Origin of the sequence: Vibrio hangzhouensis, from assembly GCF_900107935.1 — a bacterium.
Lineage (GTDB): Bacteria > Pseudomonadota > Gammaproteobacteria > Enterobacterales > Vibrionaceae > Vibrio > Vibrio hangzhouensis.
Window position 1 is genome coordinate 145,278 of record NZ_FNVG01000009.1, and the last position, 15,030, is coordinate 160,307.

The following is a 15,030-nucleotide window of genomic DNA, read 5'->3' on the forward strand; positions in this document are numbered from 1 at the left end:
ATATATCGGCCAGTCTGCTCCGCACAAACTGGCCGTTCGGTATTAACGTAGGTATTCGTCTAGCCTGTAAATGTTGGTAGCATCCCTACCATTGATAGCACATGGAAGATTGCGGTCAGCACACCAAAGGTGATAACCAAATTCACCATCACTTGCCCGCCTGGCGCTCTGAATCCTTCCACTTCAGCGTGTACCTCTCGGGTTTTCTTCGCCAGCAATGCAGGAATAATACAAGCCCAAACTGTCGCTGCCGCACCTGCATAACCAATCGCAATGACGAAACCAAACGGAAACAGCAACGAAAGAATCAACGGTGGCAGGAATGTCACCAGCCAGGTCTTAGTACGACCCTGCTTGGTATCCTCAAATTTGAAGAAGTCAGCCAAGAAGTCAAAAACACCCAGGCCCACACCAATGAACGAAGACAGAATGGCTGCCATAGAGAATGTGTTGATGGCACTGGCAACTTTGTCTGACTCAATCACAGAACCCAAGGCTTGAAGTAATGCATCTACGTTGCCGCCCTGCTCAATCACGGGACCAAAGTTGGCTCTTGGAAGATTACCAAAGATGCTAAATAGCCATAGGAAGTAAAGGCTCAGCGCAATTACGGTTCCGCCTAGAATCGCATACTTCGCTTTGTTTTCCTCACCATAGTAGGCACGCATGGATGATACTGAGTGATGATAGCCAAAGGATGTCAGGGCTACAGGCAACATGGCCATAGCATACGGTGCATAGGCGTGCTCTTCACTAATAGTGTCAAACAACACCGCCATATCGACTTTTACCGCCAGACCCGATACCCCAAACACAAAGCTCAGGATCATAAAGGCAATAAGTACTACAGATATACGGTCTACAGCTCTGGTTGAATGCCAAACGAACGCTGAGAATACAAGAACAAAAAGTGCGGAAGCCACTTTGGCATTGAGACCTAAAACATTCTGTAAAATGAGCCCTGATGACGTGATATATGCGTAGAGCAAAATACCACCAACAAAGTAAACGGTAATATTATTGATAAGGTTAACCTTATCACCTAGAAGATCCTTGGTGACGGTGTCGAACGACACTTTCAAATCGTAGTTTTTAAATGCTTCTAACAACATCCATCCGGAAATTGTCATGACGACCATTGTTATTGCAATTGCCAGCATGGACCAGACGGTCCAGGCACCAGCGCCCGCGCTCGGTAAACCTAACATTCCAGCGCCTACACAGACACTCGCTATAATGCAGGCACCACCTATCAGAGACGGATTTTTTTTCATCATTCTGTTCTCTTAAATTCACGTTATTGGATTAGAGTGATTCACCCTATATTTCTCAGCTTTAATTATTTGTGTTGCTTGAGAAAGAGAGCGCAGCCGGAATGGCTACGCTCTTAACGGGTTATGCTTCTTCGAGCACTTTAGCTTCAGCTTGAGTTGTTACGGGCTCCACTTCTTTTAGACGAGCGGTGAAGTGACGCAGCACTTCTGGTTCGTATGTGAAGTCAAGACCTTTCACTTTATGGGCATTCTCTTTCACTTTCCCAAACGCCTCAATGACATAGTCCATATGGGTTTGAGTGTAAGTGGCTCGAGGAATAGTCAAACGCAACAATTCAGCCGGACATGGATGCTGTTTACCTGTTGCAGGGTCTCGGCCCAGAAGAAGTGAACCGATTTCAACCGCTCGAATACCGGCAACTTTATATAGCTCACAAGCCAGAGCGTGTGCAGGGAATTGCTCAGCCGGAATGTGTGGCAAAAGCTTACCAGCATCAACGAATGCCGCATGACCACCTGCTTGCTGACAAACCACGCCGATTGCTTCCAGGCCATCAACCAGGTATTGCACCTGATTAATGCGGTACTCCAACCAATCCTGGCGCATGCCATCGTATAGACCTACAGCCAAGCGCTCCATTGCACCGCCTTCCAGACCACCATAAGTTGGGAAGCCTTCCTGAACCACACACAAAGTACGACATTCAGTGTAAACATCCATCATGGATTCGTCTTTAAAGCACAATAGGCCGCCCATTTGAACCATCGCGTCTTTCTTCGCAGACATCGCAAGGCCATCAGCATACTTATAAGACTCACGTGTGATCTCTTCGATAGTCCAATCTTGATAACCAGGCTCACGCTGCTGTACAAAGTAAGCATTTTCTGCGTAGCGCGCCGAGTCCATGATGACTGGAATGTCATATTTTTGAGCAATTTCATACACGGCTTTCAGGTTTGCGATGGATACTGGCTGACCACCAGCTGAGTTACACGTAATCGTACTGACGATATAAGGAACGTTAGCCGGGCCTGCTTCAATAATTGCTTCTTCCAGTTTTTCCAGATCAAAGTTACCTTTAAAGTCTGCATTAACCGCAGTATCAAACGCATCTTTGGTATAAACGTTTTTCGCTACGCAGCAGTTAACTTGCGTGTGACCTTGCGTGGTATCAAAGAAGTAGTTTGACAATGCCACCATCTTAGAGCGATCAAGACCTTTTTCTTTCTCACGCTTCTTAATAAGGACAGGAATATAAATCTGCTCTGCACCACGGCCCTGGTGAGTCGGAATAGTAAGCTCATAACCGAAAATATCTTTCACCGCGTTTGACAGCGCATAGTAACTACGGCTACCACTGTAAGCCTCATCACCGCGCAGCATAGCCGCCTGCATTTCTTGGGTAATCGAACCTGTACCACTGTCAGTTAGCAAATCAATAAATACATCTTCGCTGTCAAGCAGGAATGGGTTCATGCCTGCTTTCATAATAGCTTCTTCACGATATTCACGTGTTGTACGTTTTACTGGCTCAACAACACGAATGCGGAACGGTTCTGGTAAATGTTTGAAGTTTTCCATATTTATATACCTAATATTTCATTTGTCTTATTTAATATATCAACCAACAAGACAATTAATTTTATTCGAAGAGAACCCTATCCAGAATATATACCCAGATACGATTAATTTTATTTATAAAGTAAAGCGATACAGTAACGCTATAATCAACCACAAGACGATTATAAGATCAGTTGAATATAACTATGTAAGGCCAAGCGCACCGGATAGTGCGAGAGACAGGGTTATCTCGAAGGGAAGAAGAAAGCGATTTTGTAGTCTAGAGTGATCCAGCTACTTGTGATGTTGAACTTATCCATTTGTTTACCTACTTGAGTGTTCAATACCTTGCTGACCAAGGCATATTCCAAACTAACTAAGTTAATTATCTATAATTAATTCGTCATGTCATCACTATAGAATATAATTTGAGAACTTGCTAACAAAAAAGATGAATGTAAAGATATTAATCACTTAGAGCAGAGATTTATTTTGACCGTGATCAATACAGCGTACTAGTTAATAAAAACATTTTTATGGCCACGGTCATTTAGAATTTTATAAATCCGAGCTCATAAATTCCAATACCCTGACCATCATAGGTTCAAAATATGGATTCCAGCTCAGTCTGGCACTGATGGTATCTTCGTCAAACAGGCCCCAGGCCGAATAAGACAGTGTGGGCATCTTGGCACAATCGACCCGATAGACTTCACCAGCCTGCTGGCCACCACACTGACGCATTAGCCCCCTTCGCCCGTATAGAGGGTTGGTATCTTGGTAAAGCACTGATATGTGGGAACCACTTTGGATGTTCGAATCCGGGATATTCATCGGAAACAACACAAACCTTGGATCTGAATACTCTTGTTCTCCAAACCAAATCAATGAACTGGATGGGTGGCGAAAGTGGTCAGTAAACAAATCGTATACTGCCTTTGCATTTATCAACTCATCCGTTTCCGTAACCATAAGAATAGTGGGCACGTCTATATTGCTTTTGGTAATGGCTTCTCTGACATCGATCGAAGATTGATAATAGAGCGCAGCACCGCGCATAGCCAGAGAGTCATATCGGGTATAATTCTGCTCCTTTTCTAAACTTGCCCAATCAACGAAATGACTGGCAAAACCCGCCATCGATGCAAAGGGATCTTTGGGCACAAAGGCCGGTGAAAATAGGATCAACCCCTTTACCTTTTCGGTCGACTGAACAACATAACTGGTCACCAGATTTGTACCCGTTGAGAAACCACCTAACCAAACTGTGTCTACTTCCTTTTGAAGCAGATAAATTTGATGTTCAACAGCTTGCCTCCAGTCCTCATTGGTAGGATTCATCAAGTCTGCCGGACGTGAGCCATGACCGGGCAATAACATCACCTGAACCAGGTAGCCGTGTCTGGCCAAATAGGGGGCAATATCGACAAACGAATAGGGCGAGTCCCCAAGGCCATGTACCAACAGTATTCCTTGACCATTTGGGTTTTGAGGTCTTAATCGATAGGGGCTGACCACATCCATCTCGACCCGATACCCTGCCCCATGGAACACACGGGTATCATCCAGCCACTGGCGCGTCTCGTCCACATATTGATCGAAGCTAGGCTGAAGATACGGAGCTATTGAACCCGAACTGGTATACATGTCAGGCTCTTGGTCAATGATCGTATTCGAACACCCCGCAACAAGCACTAGCAGTGACCCGATAACCCAACGGGTCAGGAAGTAATACTTCACCATTTCACTCATTCTGCTCTGTTAACCACCACTCATTTTATGAGCGTTGAAATACTCCGAAGCATCCATTACTTTTCCATCTGGAAGCTCGCATTCATCACTGTCGTTTTTGTACACCCCATTCGTGCTCTCACAATATCGGGCCGCTTCGTTAGGCATTTCTTCATGGTGTAGGCGATAGAATTCCCACGCATCGACACTTCCACCCAATTTCAAGTTACACTGCCCAGTATCCAACTCATAACTGCCATGTTGCTCACAGTACACGGCAGCAGGGTTAGCCATACCTACACTTTTCTCTGCAGGCACCTGTGTATTTGAACACCCGGCAAAAGAAACCACTAACACAAGACCAACACCGAAGCACATAAATAACTGGCTATTTTTCATATTATTTTCCTCTACGCCCCTTCTAATAAAGCTAGATGAAAGCCAACAAATTTCAACGTACAACTACATCAACTAGCGCGGATTGTGAACGCCTGCAACGGATGATTTTCGATCCGGGTAACATCATATCTCTGACTGAAAAAACTGTGATTGTGAGAGGGTAACCCAAGGTATGTTACTTGTTTCTTCAGTGAAATATTCGACAATTTGTGAGTATATTATTAATAGAGAATCCCACTTATGAATGGCATCCGATTATGGCATTTTGCTCAGGCCTCCCTTGGTATTGTTCAATGGGTAGGCATTGCAATTTTACTTAACCCTATCATCATAGAACGAACCAGCAGTGGCGCACTATTGGGACAAGTTATGGCTCTGATTGGCGGTGCTGGTTTGCTGGCGCCACTGATAGGTGGTTTGGCAGACAAGTATTCCTGCCACCGAGTTCTGCAGCGAATGGCGCTGTTCACTCATTTTATCGCTTTGCTTATCCTTTACTTCGCCGCAACCACGCCCGCGATTTACTGGTTGGTTGGTGCACTGATTGGCCTTGGCAGTGTCGCCCTGTTGGTACTTAATCCCACTTTTGTCATCGCTGCGAGCAAAAACCAGAATGATGAAGGACGAGGACTTGCCAGTCTCTATCAATGCCAATTTTTCGGTGTCGTTGTTACCGGCCTATTGATCGCTCTTGCCGACAGGCTTCAGGTACACAGTGACGATCAATTGCTGATCTTAATGGCCCTGGTAGTGACGGTACTCTGCCTGGTTTCTGTGGCACCACCACCGAAAATTGACATCGATAATTCGGAACACATCGAAGCTGAGCACTACCTGAATCAAAAATCAGACATAATCAAAAGCACTGCACCGTGGTTTTTATTCTTGCTTGCCGTGTTTTTCTCTATGTTCCTATCGTCAAACCTGATGGAACTCGGCCCGTTATTGATCAAAGAAGTCTATTCCGTCGACATCGGTAACTCAGCACTTGGTATGGCCATTTCTGCCGTCATTAGCATCTTTATGCTGGAATCTGCCGGAAGATGGATGCAACGAAGAGGTCCCTTCATGGTCTGGTACACTGCACAAGGAGTCTATCTAATCGTTGGCGGTCTGTTCTGGATCACTGCAGGACACGACGTTCCCGCAGTGTTGCCCATTGCGCTTCTGGTTATTCTGATGCAAGCGATGTCATGGAATGACATGATCATTCCATCGATCGCTGGCAGACTGAGCCCGAGTTCCCCTGCCCTTACTCAAGGTCTTCTAATGCTTTGCATGGCCGGCGGATTTGGGGTTGGCGCTATGTTGGCAGGTTTATCCATCGATAAGTTCGGTTACGTTTCGGTCTTTACCCTATCTTTGGGTGGTATCATCGTCGCCCTGGCATGTATTGCTGGTTTAACTGTCTATGCCAAACGCAACAACCACGTAGCAACCGCAGCATAAGCACCTTCGGCCGGGACGCATTGAGCATGATATACACTGACTATACTGAGGCAATAATATGACTTTCCAATAAGTTAGCTTTATCTTAGGTATCGCCCCATGGCCCATTGAGCGCTATACTAGATAAAGTCAGTAGTGCTCAAATAGCCCACTGGATGGACCATTCAAATCAATTCATCATATATAATCGCAGCCAATAGAGTTTAGTCTAAGAGAATTATGTTTTTAGCTCCTTACGTATCAACCAACAACGAACAGTTCGAGTTTACTCGTCAACAAGCAAGCCACTTTGCAAAAAAAGTCGCTGGTGACTTCAATCCTATCCACGACGAAGACAACAAACGCTTCTGTGTACCTGGCGACCTGCTATTTGCCGTGCTGCTGCAGAAAGAAGGCATCAGCCAGAAAATGCGTTTCGATTTCTCTGGCATGGTGAGTGACGGTGTAGCACTGAACGTTAGTAACAAAGGTGATAGTGAGAGCGCCGTTGTCGACCAGTCAGGCAAAGAATATTTGCAAATGACTCATCACGGTGAGAAAAGCTATAACCAGGAGTTCATCGAACACGTCGTGACTAACTACGTACAGTTTTCTGGCATGAACTTCCCCCACATCATGGTACCTCTGATGCAAGAGCAGCAGATGATGATCAACTGTCAGCGTCCACTGGTCATCTATGAAAGCATGGAAGTGGAATTTGAACACCTGGATCTGACTCACCCTGAAGTGTCGTTTACAGGCGCAACATTTGATGTTGAAGGTAAACGTGGTGTTGTCACATTGAACTTTGCCTTCAAAGAAGACGGTGTTGTCGTTGGTAAGGGCATCAAACGCATGGTGGCAAGTGGCCTTAAGCCATATGAAGACAGTGCAGTGAACGATCTGGTAACGCGTTTCAACGAGTGTAAAGCAGATTTCCTGAGCAAGTTTAGCGATGCCGCATAATACGACGTTTCGCAAACAATAAAGACAAAAAAAGCAGCCCTGAGGCTGCTTTTTTTAAAGCCATCGCCTTACTTTGTTTTTATAAGCAAGGTAGTCATCTCCAAATAAGCTCTCCAACACTTTCTCTTCTGGTTTGATCTGAAAGCGGGTCATATAGGGGACAAACAGCAAACAGAGGAACAAACTCAATCCATCTTCAAGCCAGATCCCCCAGGCGACAAGCAGAGCAAATAACGCTACATACATAGGATTTCGAGTGATTGAGAAGACCCCAGTATCGACGATACAACTCGCCTTTTCCGGTTTCGTAGGGTCGACTGTTGTTTGTGCTTTTCTAAACTCTAACACCCCGGCAATACCAAAATAACCGCTCAAAATAACAAGCCCGGATACCCAAATAATTTTCAATGGGATGTACACGTACAGCCAACCATTATTAAATTTTTCCAATCCAATCATTGCAGCTGCAAACAAGATAAATACCAGAACGGGTGGTATTTTAAGCTCTAGCGCTTTCATCATTTGCTCCTTTGTCAGAAAGCAAAAGCGCCCTTACGGACGCTTAAGATAGTAAATAAAACTAATTAATTTAGTAATTGTAACAAGGCTTGCAAAGGATGCCTGACCTTATCTCCTTCAAAACGTTTTACTTGACTGCGACACGAATACCCAGTGACCAGACAGCGCTCCTTAGGTAGTTTATCTAAGTTTGGCTTCCAGCTCAGTCCATAAATATCTTTAGACATCTGCAACTTATCCGATTCATGCCCGAACGTCCCCGCCATTCCACAACACCCCACAGGGACGGTGGTTAATCGACCTCCAAAGTGGCTGAAAATGGTTCCCCACTCCTTTTCGGCATTCGGCAACTTAGTTTTCTCTGTGCAGTGGGCAAACAAGTACCAATCACTGTTATCCACGGCGCTTTTCGCTGAAGAGGATGACAAAAGAGGCATTAGCCATTCATGTACAGTGAGAACATCAAAATCGCCACGATCATCACCGAGGATTTCCTGATACTCGTCCCGGTAACACAGCACTAACGCAGGATCGACACCAACCAGAGGGATATTTAACTCTGCTGTCTGCGCCAAAAAGTCGGCGGTACTCTTTGCACCCTTGGCAAACTGTCCCAGGAAACCCTTGATGTGCGCAGCTTTACCGTTAGGTTTAAAAGGCAGCATAACCGGTTTCTTACCTAGTTTGAGAGCCAGTTTAGCAAAATCCTCTACAACGTCGGCATCGTAAAAACTGGTAAACGGATCCTGCACAATACACACGTAATCTTGACGCTGCTCAGTTGGGATGGCTTGCATCTGCTGCAGGTTAAACTCAATCACCGGTTGTGTTTTCAGGCGCGACTTTAATGTTGGTACTGACAGCAATGGTGCATCAATATACCCGACACTCATCTCTGTTAAGCTCTGAACGATACGTTGCTTCAGAACAAAATTGACGGTCTTCGGAATCTTTGCCATATAAGGCAGCAGGGTTTCGATGTTCGCAACCAAATAATCTTTGGCCGGGCGCTGGTAACGCGTGTAATACAGATTCAAGAAACGCGCTCGGAAACTGGGTACATCAACTTTAATTGGACACTGACTTGCACAAGCCTTACAGGCCAGACACCCATTCATGGCTTCATAGACTTCATGAGAAAAATCATATTCGTGGCGTTTATTGAATGTATTACGCCACTTCTCAATCAGTCCTTTAGCACTGCTCGCCGTTCTCGCTTCATTTTCCAGTTCAATGACATCGAAACCTTGCTCTGACAACTGGCGCAGCCACTCTCTGACCAGCCCCGCCCTGCCTTTAGGTGAATGACGACGATCGGCCGTCACTTTCATTGAAGGGCACATCGGAGAGGCCGTATCGTAATTGAAGCATAAGCCGTTGCCATTACACTCCATCGCCTGAGCAAAACTGTCACGGACTTCTACTGGGATCTGGCGATCAAATGTTCCGCGTTTTACGTCAGACACTTTTACCAGTTCTTCTGTACTGTCCAGTGGGGTACAAATCTTGCCAGGATTCATTTTGTTGTGAGGATCACAGGCAGACTTGATACGTCTGAGCTCAGAGAACAATTTCTCTCCAAAGAATTCCGGTCCGTATTCTGAGCGGAAACCTTTACCATGTTCCCCCCACATCAAGCCACCGTACTTTGCCACAAGCTTTACGACTTCGTCAGAGACCTGATGCATCAATGCTTCCTGTTGTGGATCGCACATATCCAAAGCAGGCCTTACGTGCAATACTCCAGCATCGACGTGACCGAACATACCGTAGTTAAGGCCATGCCCATCCAGAAGTGTCCGAAACTCTTCAATAAAATCAGCCAGATTTTCTGGTGGGACACAGGTGTCTTCGGCAAAAGCAATAGGCTTAGCGCTGCCTTTCACAGCCCCTAACAAACCCACAGCCTTCTTACGCATATTATAGATTCGACCAATGCTAGCTACATCGCTAGTGACCTGATATCCAATGATGCCATCTTGTTCCGTTTCAAGCTTTTCATCCAGACTCGCTGTCAATGCCTTCACGGCCTCGGCAACCTCTGCCTCGTCCTGACCAGCATACTCAACCATGTTGATCCCTTGCATTTCTTTGCCCGGTACATCACTGATTAAGTCACTTACCGTGTGCCAGACAATATCTTGTTTCGCAAGGTTCAGTACGCGAGAGTCGACCGTTTCCACCGACAGCGCATCTGCTTCTACCATAAAAGGGGCATTGCGGAGTGCAGAGTCAAAACTGTTATATTTTACGTTGATCAGTGTTCTTGCTTTGGGTATCGGCGTCAAGTTCAGCTTAGCTTCGGTAATAAACGCTAGCGAGCCTTCTGCCCCACATAAAATGCGAGTGAAATTGAATTCGTCTGTGTGCGGTAGATAGGCATTTTTGAGGTCATATCCCGTAAGAAACCGATTTAGCGGTGGAAACTTCTCATCAATCAGAGCGCGATTGTCAGTACATACACTTCTGGCCACATTGAGTGCGGTCGAGGCAAAACTCTCTGATTCAGAACCATGCTCACTACTACCACTCTCAATCACTGAGCCATCAGCAAATACGGCCTGCAGAGAAAGGACATGGTCAGACGTCTTGCCGTATTTCAGCGAGCCCTGGCCGGACGCATCCGTATTGATCATCCCACCTAGAGTAGCGCGATTACTGGTCGAAAGATCTGGAGAAAAAAAGTAACCAAACGGACGTACAGCATCGTTAAGAGCATCTTTTACGATACCGGTCTGAACTCTCACCCACCCTTCTTGTTCATTAATCTCAAGCACTCTGTTCATATGGCGGGAAAGATCAACAACGATACCGGAGGTCAGTGACTGACCATTGGTTCCGGTTCCACCACCACGCGGGGAAAACACCACCGCGCTGAACTTATCCTGATTTGCTAGTCGACCAATCAACTGAACGTCTTCGGTTGTCCTCGGGTGAACAACCGCTTGCGGCAATTTTTGATAGACACTGTTGTCCGTAGCAACCGCCAGTCTGCTTGAATACTGTGTTTCTATATCCCCGGTAAATCCCTCTGATGCTAATAGCTGAAGAAACACCTGTACGGTGGGATTGATGTCGGTTTGAGAGTTTAGTCTTGGTAACATTAGCTTCCTGCCCCCTAATTCTGCCGATCCGCTCAGCAAAGGAGTATATTCAAAATTAAAAACGGCCTAGCTACTGGCTGTACACACTGTTTATATGTGCTTTTAGTTATTCTACGTAGCTGAAACCACATCGATTTTACTCATCTCGCCACTTTACAACAATTAAAAATGTGATCAAATCAGAAAGTCATAGCGAATAACTATGGTTTATACCTTTTCAAGCTCAAAGCTTCATGACACACTCGTAGCGCTGAGTTACTTCGATTAATAGTAGCTGAAGCAATTGCAAGGAAGAAGTTACTAGATAAGCGGTCTCCAATGAAAAAAACGAAAGTCATTACGACAGAAGATATCCTGTTAAAGCTTTGCCAGTCAGTCTCTACTGTGCTCACTTCTGCAACACAGTCCAGCGTTACTTATTCTGCGATGGTTCAGAAAATAACAAAAACGACGTTAAAACCCGATTTTGGTTGTTTTGTTCTTTTCGATGGCGGATTCTCCGGTCTGGTTGTCATCAATTTCACTTCTCAAGCCGCCCTAGAGGTGTACGGCAATTACATGCGTCATATGGGCATGCCCGAGGAAGAGTTAGCAATTCATCATAATGCGGACGAAGTCGGCGACGTATTGGGAGAATTAATGAACCAACTGGTTGGTGACTTTACCAATAAGGTCAAAAAAGAGCTGCAGACGAACATCACCCAAAACCAGCCCAAAATGTTGTCAATCAACAAGCAGGTAGTGCTATCAGTGGATACCAACTTAGAACGTCCCCAAGCTCGTCGCGTGACCTTTTCTACTGAAAACAACAATATTTTCTACCTAGAATTTGCCATGGACAAGACTGAGTTTATCCAGATGGAAGAGTTCGAAGTCCAACCAGACGAATGTCCGGACACTATCATCGAGAAAGCCAGAACCTCTGAAACTGACCACAGCGCAGATAAGCAACGCGCTCAAAACGGTAATCAGGATCTGCTCGACGAGCTCGGAATCTAACCCAGAAGCTGTACAGCAAATGAGAGAAGAGGACTCAACAACATTGTATGAGTCCTCCTACACCATACCAACCCTTCCCCTTTCTCCCGAAAATCGTTAAAATAGTGCCCTTTTTCTTGTGCGGTAGAGAGAATTCAGATTGTCGATGGATAAACAAAAAGCCCTCAAAAAGATCGCTAAGTGCCTTGAGTTAGGCAACTCTGCAAACGTCAATGAAGCGGCAAATGCCATCAAAATGGCTCACCGTCTGATGCTTAAATATGGTCTCGATAAAGACGACATCGAGTTCATTAAGATGGGCAAAACACAATCGACTCACCTATTGCCAGCGAATATCAGCTCAACACTACTTCGCGTCATACGCGGAATCAACACCAAGTTTGGTGTCGAAGCGGTACTGCTAAATCACAAGGGGCTCAAACGGGTCGAGTTTATCGGCGAGGCAGACCGAGCTATTTTTGCCGCATTTGCTTTTGACATCATATATCGTGAAATGAATGAGCAAACGGGCCAGTTCCGCAACAGTTTTGCTGGCTCAGGCACATCAACGACAGAAGTAACACGTCGCGTTAATTCGTTTGTCTCGGGCTGGATAGAGGGCGCACTGGAAAAACTTCCGGTCATCACGCCTGACGATGAATCTGCCAACAAAATCAACAGCTACATTGATAAAGAGTTTAAAAATATCGACCGCGAAACGTTCAAACAGCAGTTGAAGGAAGCCATGAAAAACATCACTGCAGATTACGAAGTGGGATTGAAAAAAGGACGAAAAGTCTCGGTTAACCGCCCTATTGATGGCGCACAGGCTCCCAAGTTTCTTAAATAACCTACTTTAACAACAATCACTCAGGAGCGAGGCAAAATGAAAAAAGGCTTGGAGCTAGGACATCTCAGCTTACCTATATTGGCTATCTTTCTCTTGCTTCCGTTTCAGTCCCATGCATCTGTTGAGCAACTCCAGCACGAAGCTCAGCTGAACAATGCTGAAGCACAATACAAACTAGGCCTCGCTTACGAAACAGGAGAAGGGACTCAAAGAGACCTTACCCTTGCCGCCCATTGGTATAAACAAGCGACTGACAATGGTCATCCGGCCGCTACCTACAATTACGCCCAGGCTCTGGAATATGGGCGAGGCGTTCAAGCCAATCCCTCAAAGGCCGTGTTACTGTACACTCGGCTAGCCGCATTGGGTGACCAGTCAACTTACAGCAAGATCGCCAGACTTTATCAAAGCCACGACATTCAGATCGCCAATGAGGATCAAGAGGTTCTATGGTACTCCCTGGCAAAAGACCTCTCGCCCGAGTACGATTCGGCCTATGCTCAGGCACTACAAAAACAATTCGATGCCCAGCAGTTAAGGCAGATAAAAGCGCTCGAACAACAAGAACAAGCCGCCTCAGGTTCGACTCAGCCCTTACTAAAAGAGGGCGTACATAAAACGCCTGACAGCCGCAATTGGACCTTGCATCTGAGCTACCTGCTCGCACTGCTGACCACGCTGACTACGGGCATCATACTGTTTAGAAAACAACGAATTAAGTTGACTGAAACTGAACGACAACATATTGAGTTGCAACAAAAGCTTACTCAGCAGCAACAGTTAATCAGGAAAATGCACAAGCAACTAAGCAGCAAACGTGAATCGATGCGTTCAGCACCAACGTTCAAGACTGACAACACGACATTGTCAGACGCCTACCTAAGGTTTGGTTTCTCCGTGGCTCAAACGCAAAACCTGACTCCTAAACTGGTTAAGATGCGCTACAAACAACTTTGCCGAATTTATCACCCCGATGCTCAAGGGAGTGAGGAAGAAATGAAACAACTCAATCTGGCTTTCAACGTGATCGTTGAACACCTCAAAAAAACACAGAAAATCCATTAAAACTGAGTTTTTTATAGCCAAATTCATATAACGAAACAATTTTCCGGCCATTATAGAAACATTTATTTAACATTGCATGCAATTTTATGTCATAATAGCGCGCGACAATAGCACCCGTACCAATAAGGGTGAGGAGTAAAAATGCATACATTCACTATCGAAGGTTTTTGTGATTGGTGCCAAACGCCAAGCTTTGTTACAAAACATGAGTACATAGACGGTAAATGCCACCACTCGTGTGAAAAATGCCTAAGCTTTGCTGTTATGGACGTTAGGCAGTTTAATCTGGCAGAAATAGAGTTTCGAGCAAAATCATTAGCACAATCGTAATAGAACCGCGCCTCTCCCTGAGAGGCGTTTTAGTTTTACCTTCACACCACCTCCCTTTTTTAACTCTCGTTCCTCTTGTCTCTTATACAGTACTTTCGCTTATTCTACTGTCGTCCTTTCTTTTACGACCCATTCCCCTGTAATTGCAAAAGAAACACATCCTTTAAAATCAATCACTTAAAATAATCTGTATTATATTTGCTCAAAAAATGCTTGATCTTTCCCCGCCAAATAACTACTGTATACACATACAGCATGTATAAAGGAACAGGGTTATGTTACACAACAATTCAATGCGCTCACAATACAATGTCTCTGGCCAGTATGGTGTTTTTGATGGCCGTGTTAACACTCAACACATAGGTCGAATTGAAGATGAGATCCTAGAGAAGGTGTCTCAGTTAACATCAAAACCACAGTGGATTTTGCTAACTGCTGAATGCCCTCGCCCTTCCGTTAGTCAAATCATGCACTTTCACAAATTAGGCAACCACATGGTTCAAATGAAACCATCGGTAAACCTGTCGCAATACCAAGTTGTGGAGAAAGCGATTCGCTCAGGAAATGCTTGTGCCGTTATCGCTAATGGTAGTTTCTCACAAGATGAACAACGCCGACTTTCTTCACTCGCTACTCACTATCATTGCGAAGTGATCTTTTTGTCTCTGGAAAGTTACCTTCACTAACTTACCCCTTTTTAATTTAACGCTCTCTGCCTTTTGACATACGGTAAGCACTAGCAAATAGCGCTTACCGTATTTTTTTTCATCAATTAGAACCCATCTTTAACGAAAGAAAGCAAACGTTTGCTTTTTCTCTGGAAGC

14 protein-coding genes are annotated in these 15,030 nt (G+C 45.2%); 7 read left to right on the forward strand and 7 right to left on the reverse strand.

The annotated features are described in order from the left end of the window. Positions 1–59: 59 nt before the first annotated feature. The 5 genes from C4S60_RS11235 to C4S60_RS23445 all read right to left on the reverse strand — a co-directional run bounded on the left by C4S60_RS11235 (position 60) and on the right by C4S60_RS23445 (position 4,965). Positions 60–1,274, reverse strand: a complete 1,215-nt coding sequence (locus tag C4S60_RS11235; RefSeq protein WP_103880475.1) for an aromatic amino acid transporter — start codon at positions 1,272–1,274, stop codon at positions 60–62. Positions 1,275–1,395: 121 nt separating this feature from the next. Then, positions 1,396–2,856: a tryptophanase gene (gene tnaA / locus C4S60_RS11240; protein ID WP_103880440.1), complete on the reverse strand. Its 1,461-nt coding sequence runs from the start codon at positions 2,854–2,856 to the stop codon at positions 1,396–1,398. A gap of 224 nt (positions 2,857–3,080) precedes the next feature. Next, on the reverse strand, positions 3,081–3,155 hold the full coding sequence (gene tnaC, locus C4S60_RS23955) for a tryptophanase leader peptide (protein WP_222301464.1): 75 nt from the start codon (positions 3,153–3,155) through the stop codon (positions 3,081–3,083). A 238-nt stretch (positions 3,156–3,393) separates the two neighbouring features. Further along, the gene (locus C4S60_RS11250; RefSeq protein WP_103880442.1) at positions 3,394–4,587 is read right to left on the reverse strand and encodes an alpha/beta fold hydrolase; all 1,194 of its coding nucleotides are present in this window, start codon (positions 4,585–4,587) and stop codon (positions 3,394–3,396) included. A 9-nt stretch (positions 4,588–4,596) separates the two neighbouring features. Continuing rightward, a complete protein-coding gene (locus C4S60_RS23445) occupies positions 4,597–4,965 on the reverse strand; it encodes a putative hemolysin (protein WP_160111356.1) in 369 nt (122 codons plus the stop codon). 240 nt (positions 4,966–5,205) lie between these two features. On the opposite strand from C4S60_RS23445, the gene C4S60_RS11260 reads away from it, so the two are divergent. Both C4S60_RS11260 and C4S60_RS11265 read left to right on the forward strand, forming a co-directional pair. Further along, entirely contained in the window at positions 5,206–6,414 is a 1,209-nt protein-coding gene (locus C4S60_RS11260; protein ID WP_103880443.1) for an MFS transporter, read from the forward strand. A 219-nt stretch (positions 6,415–6,633) separates the two neighbouring features. Beyond that, positions 6,634–7,359 (forward strand): DUF3581 domain-containing protein, encoded by a 726-nt coding sequence (locus C4S60_RS11265; protein ID WP_103880444.1) that lies wholly within the window; start codon positions 6,634–6,636, stop codon positions 7,357–7,359. A gap of 54 nt (positions 7,360–7,413) precedes the next feature. Here the strand turns inward: C4S60_RS11265 and C4S60_RS11270 are convergent, their stop codons facing one another. Both C4S60_RS11270 and ydiJ read right to left on the reverse strand, forming a co-directional pair. Further along, a complete protein-coding gene (locus C4S60_RS11270; RefSeq protein ID WP_103880445.1) occupies positions 7,414–7,878 on the reverse strand; it encodes a methyltransferase family protein in 465 nt (154 codons plus the stop codon). Positions 7,879–7,943: 65 nt separating this feature from the next. Further along, positions 7,944–10,982 (reverse strand): D-2-hydroxyglutarate dehydrogenase YdiJ, encoded by a 3,039-nt coding sequence (gene ydiJ / locus C4S60_RS11275; RefSeq protein ID WP_103880446.1) that lies wholly within the window; start codon positions 10,980–10,982, stop codon positions 7,944–7,946. Between the two features lie 318 nt (positions 10,983–11,300). Between ydiJ and C4S60_RS11280 the strand changes: the two genes are divergently transcribed. The 5 genes from C4S60_RS11280 to C4S60_RS11300 all read left to right on the forward strand — a co-directional run bounded on the left by C4S60_RS11280 (position 11,301) and on the right by C4S60_RS11300 (position 14,891). Then, a complete protein-coding gene (locus tag C4S60_RS11280; protein WP_103880447.1) occupies positions 11,301–11,981 on the forward strand; it encodes a DUF3334 family protein in 681 nt (226 codons plus the stop codon). 145 nt (positions 11,982–12,126) lie between these two features. Next, positions 12,127–12,810 carry a DUF2786 domain-containing protein gene (locus tag C4S60_RS11285; RefSeq protein ID WP_103880448.1) on the forward strand — a complete coding sequence of 228 codons (684 nt, stop codon included), beginning with the start codon at positions 12,127–12,129 and terminating at the stop codon, positions 12,808–12,810. 36 nt (positions 12,811–12,846) lie between these two features. Continuing rightward, positions 12,847–13,875 carry a tetratricopeptide repeat protein gene (locus C4S60_RS11290; protein ID WP_103880449.1) on the forward strand — a complete coding sequence of 343 codons (1,029 nt, stop codon included), beginning with the start codon at positions 12,847–12,849 and terminating at the stop codon, positions 13,873–13,875. Positions 13,876–14,016: 141 nt separating this feature from the next. Then, positions 14,017–14,205, forward strand: a complete 189-nt coding sequence (locus C4S60_RS23665; RefSeq protein ID WP_103880450.1) for a hypothetical protein — start codon at positions 14,017–14,019, stop codon at positions 14,203–14,205. 275 nt (positions 14,206–14,480) lie between these two features. Next, on the forward strand, positions 14,481–14,891 hold the full coding sequence (locus C4S60_RS11300; protein ID WP_103880451.1) for a hypothetical protein: 411 nt from the start codon (positions 14,481–14,483) through the stop codon (positions 14,889–14,891). Positions 14,892–15,030: the final 139 nt, after the last annotated feature.

Bases quoted from the DNA above. Each gene is read 5' to 3' on its own strand.
- C4S60_RS11235 (WP_103880475.1), bottom strand. From the start codon at position 1,274: ATGAAAAAAAATCCGTCTCTGATAGGTGGTGCCTGCATTATAGCGAGT.
- tnaA (WP_103880440.1), bottom strand. From the start codon at position 2,856: ATGGAAAACTTCAAACATTTACCAGAACCGTTCCGCATTCGTGTTGTT.
- C4S60_RS11250 (WP_103880442.1), bottom strand. From the start codon at position 4,587: ATGAGTGAAATGGTGAAGTATTACTTCCTGACCCGTTGGGTTATCGGG.
- C4S60_RS23445 (WP_160111356.1), bottom strand. From the start codon at position 4,965: ATGAAAAATAGCCAGTTATTTATGTGCTTCGGTGTTGGTCTTGTGTTA.
- C4S60_RS11260 (WP_103880443.1), top strand. From the start codon at position 5,206: ATGAATGGCATCCGATTATGGCATTTTGCTCAGGCCTCCCTTGGTATT.
- C4S60_RS11265 (WP_103880444.1), top strand. From the start codon at position 6,634: ATGTTTTTAGCTCCTTACGTATCAACCAACAACGAACAGTTCGAGTTT.
- C4S60_RS11270 (WP_103880445.1), bottom strand. From the start codon at position 7,878: ATGAAAGCGCTAGAGCTTAAAATACCACCCGTTCTGGTATTTATCTTG.
- ydiJ (WP_103880446.1), bottom strand. From the start codon at position 10,982: ATGTTACCAAGACTAAACTCTCAAACCGACATCAATCCCACCGTACAG.
- C4S60_RS11280 (WP_103880447.1), top strand. From the start codon at position 11,301: ATGAAAAAAACGAAAGTCATTACGACAGAAGATATCCTGTTAAAGCTT.
- C4S60_RS11285 (WP_103880448.1), top strand. From the start codon at position 12,127: ATGGATAAACAAAAAGCCCTCAAAAAGATCGCTAAGTGCCTTGAGTTA.
- C4S60_RS11290 (WP_103880449.1), top strand. From the start codon at position 12,847: ATGAAAAAAGGCTTGGAGCTAGGACATCTCAGCTTACCTATATTGGCT.
- C4S60_RS23665 (WP_103880450.1), top strand. From the start codon at position 14,017: ATGCATACATTCACTATCGAAGGTTTTTGTGATTGGTGCCAAACGCCA.
- C4S60_RS11300 (WP_103880451.1), top strand. From the start codon at position 14,481: ATGTTACACAACAATTCAATGCGCTCACAATACAATGTCTCTGGCCAG.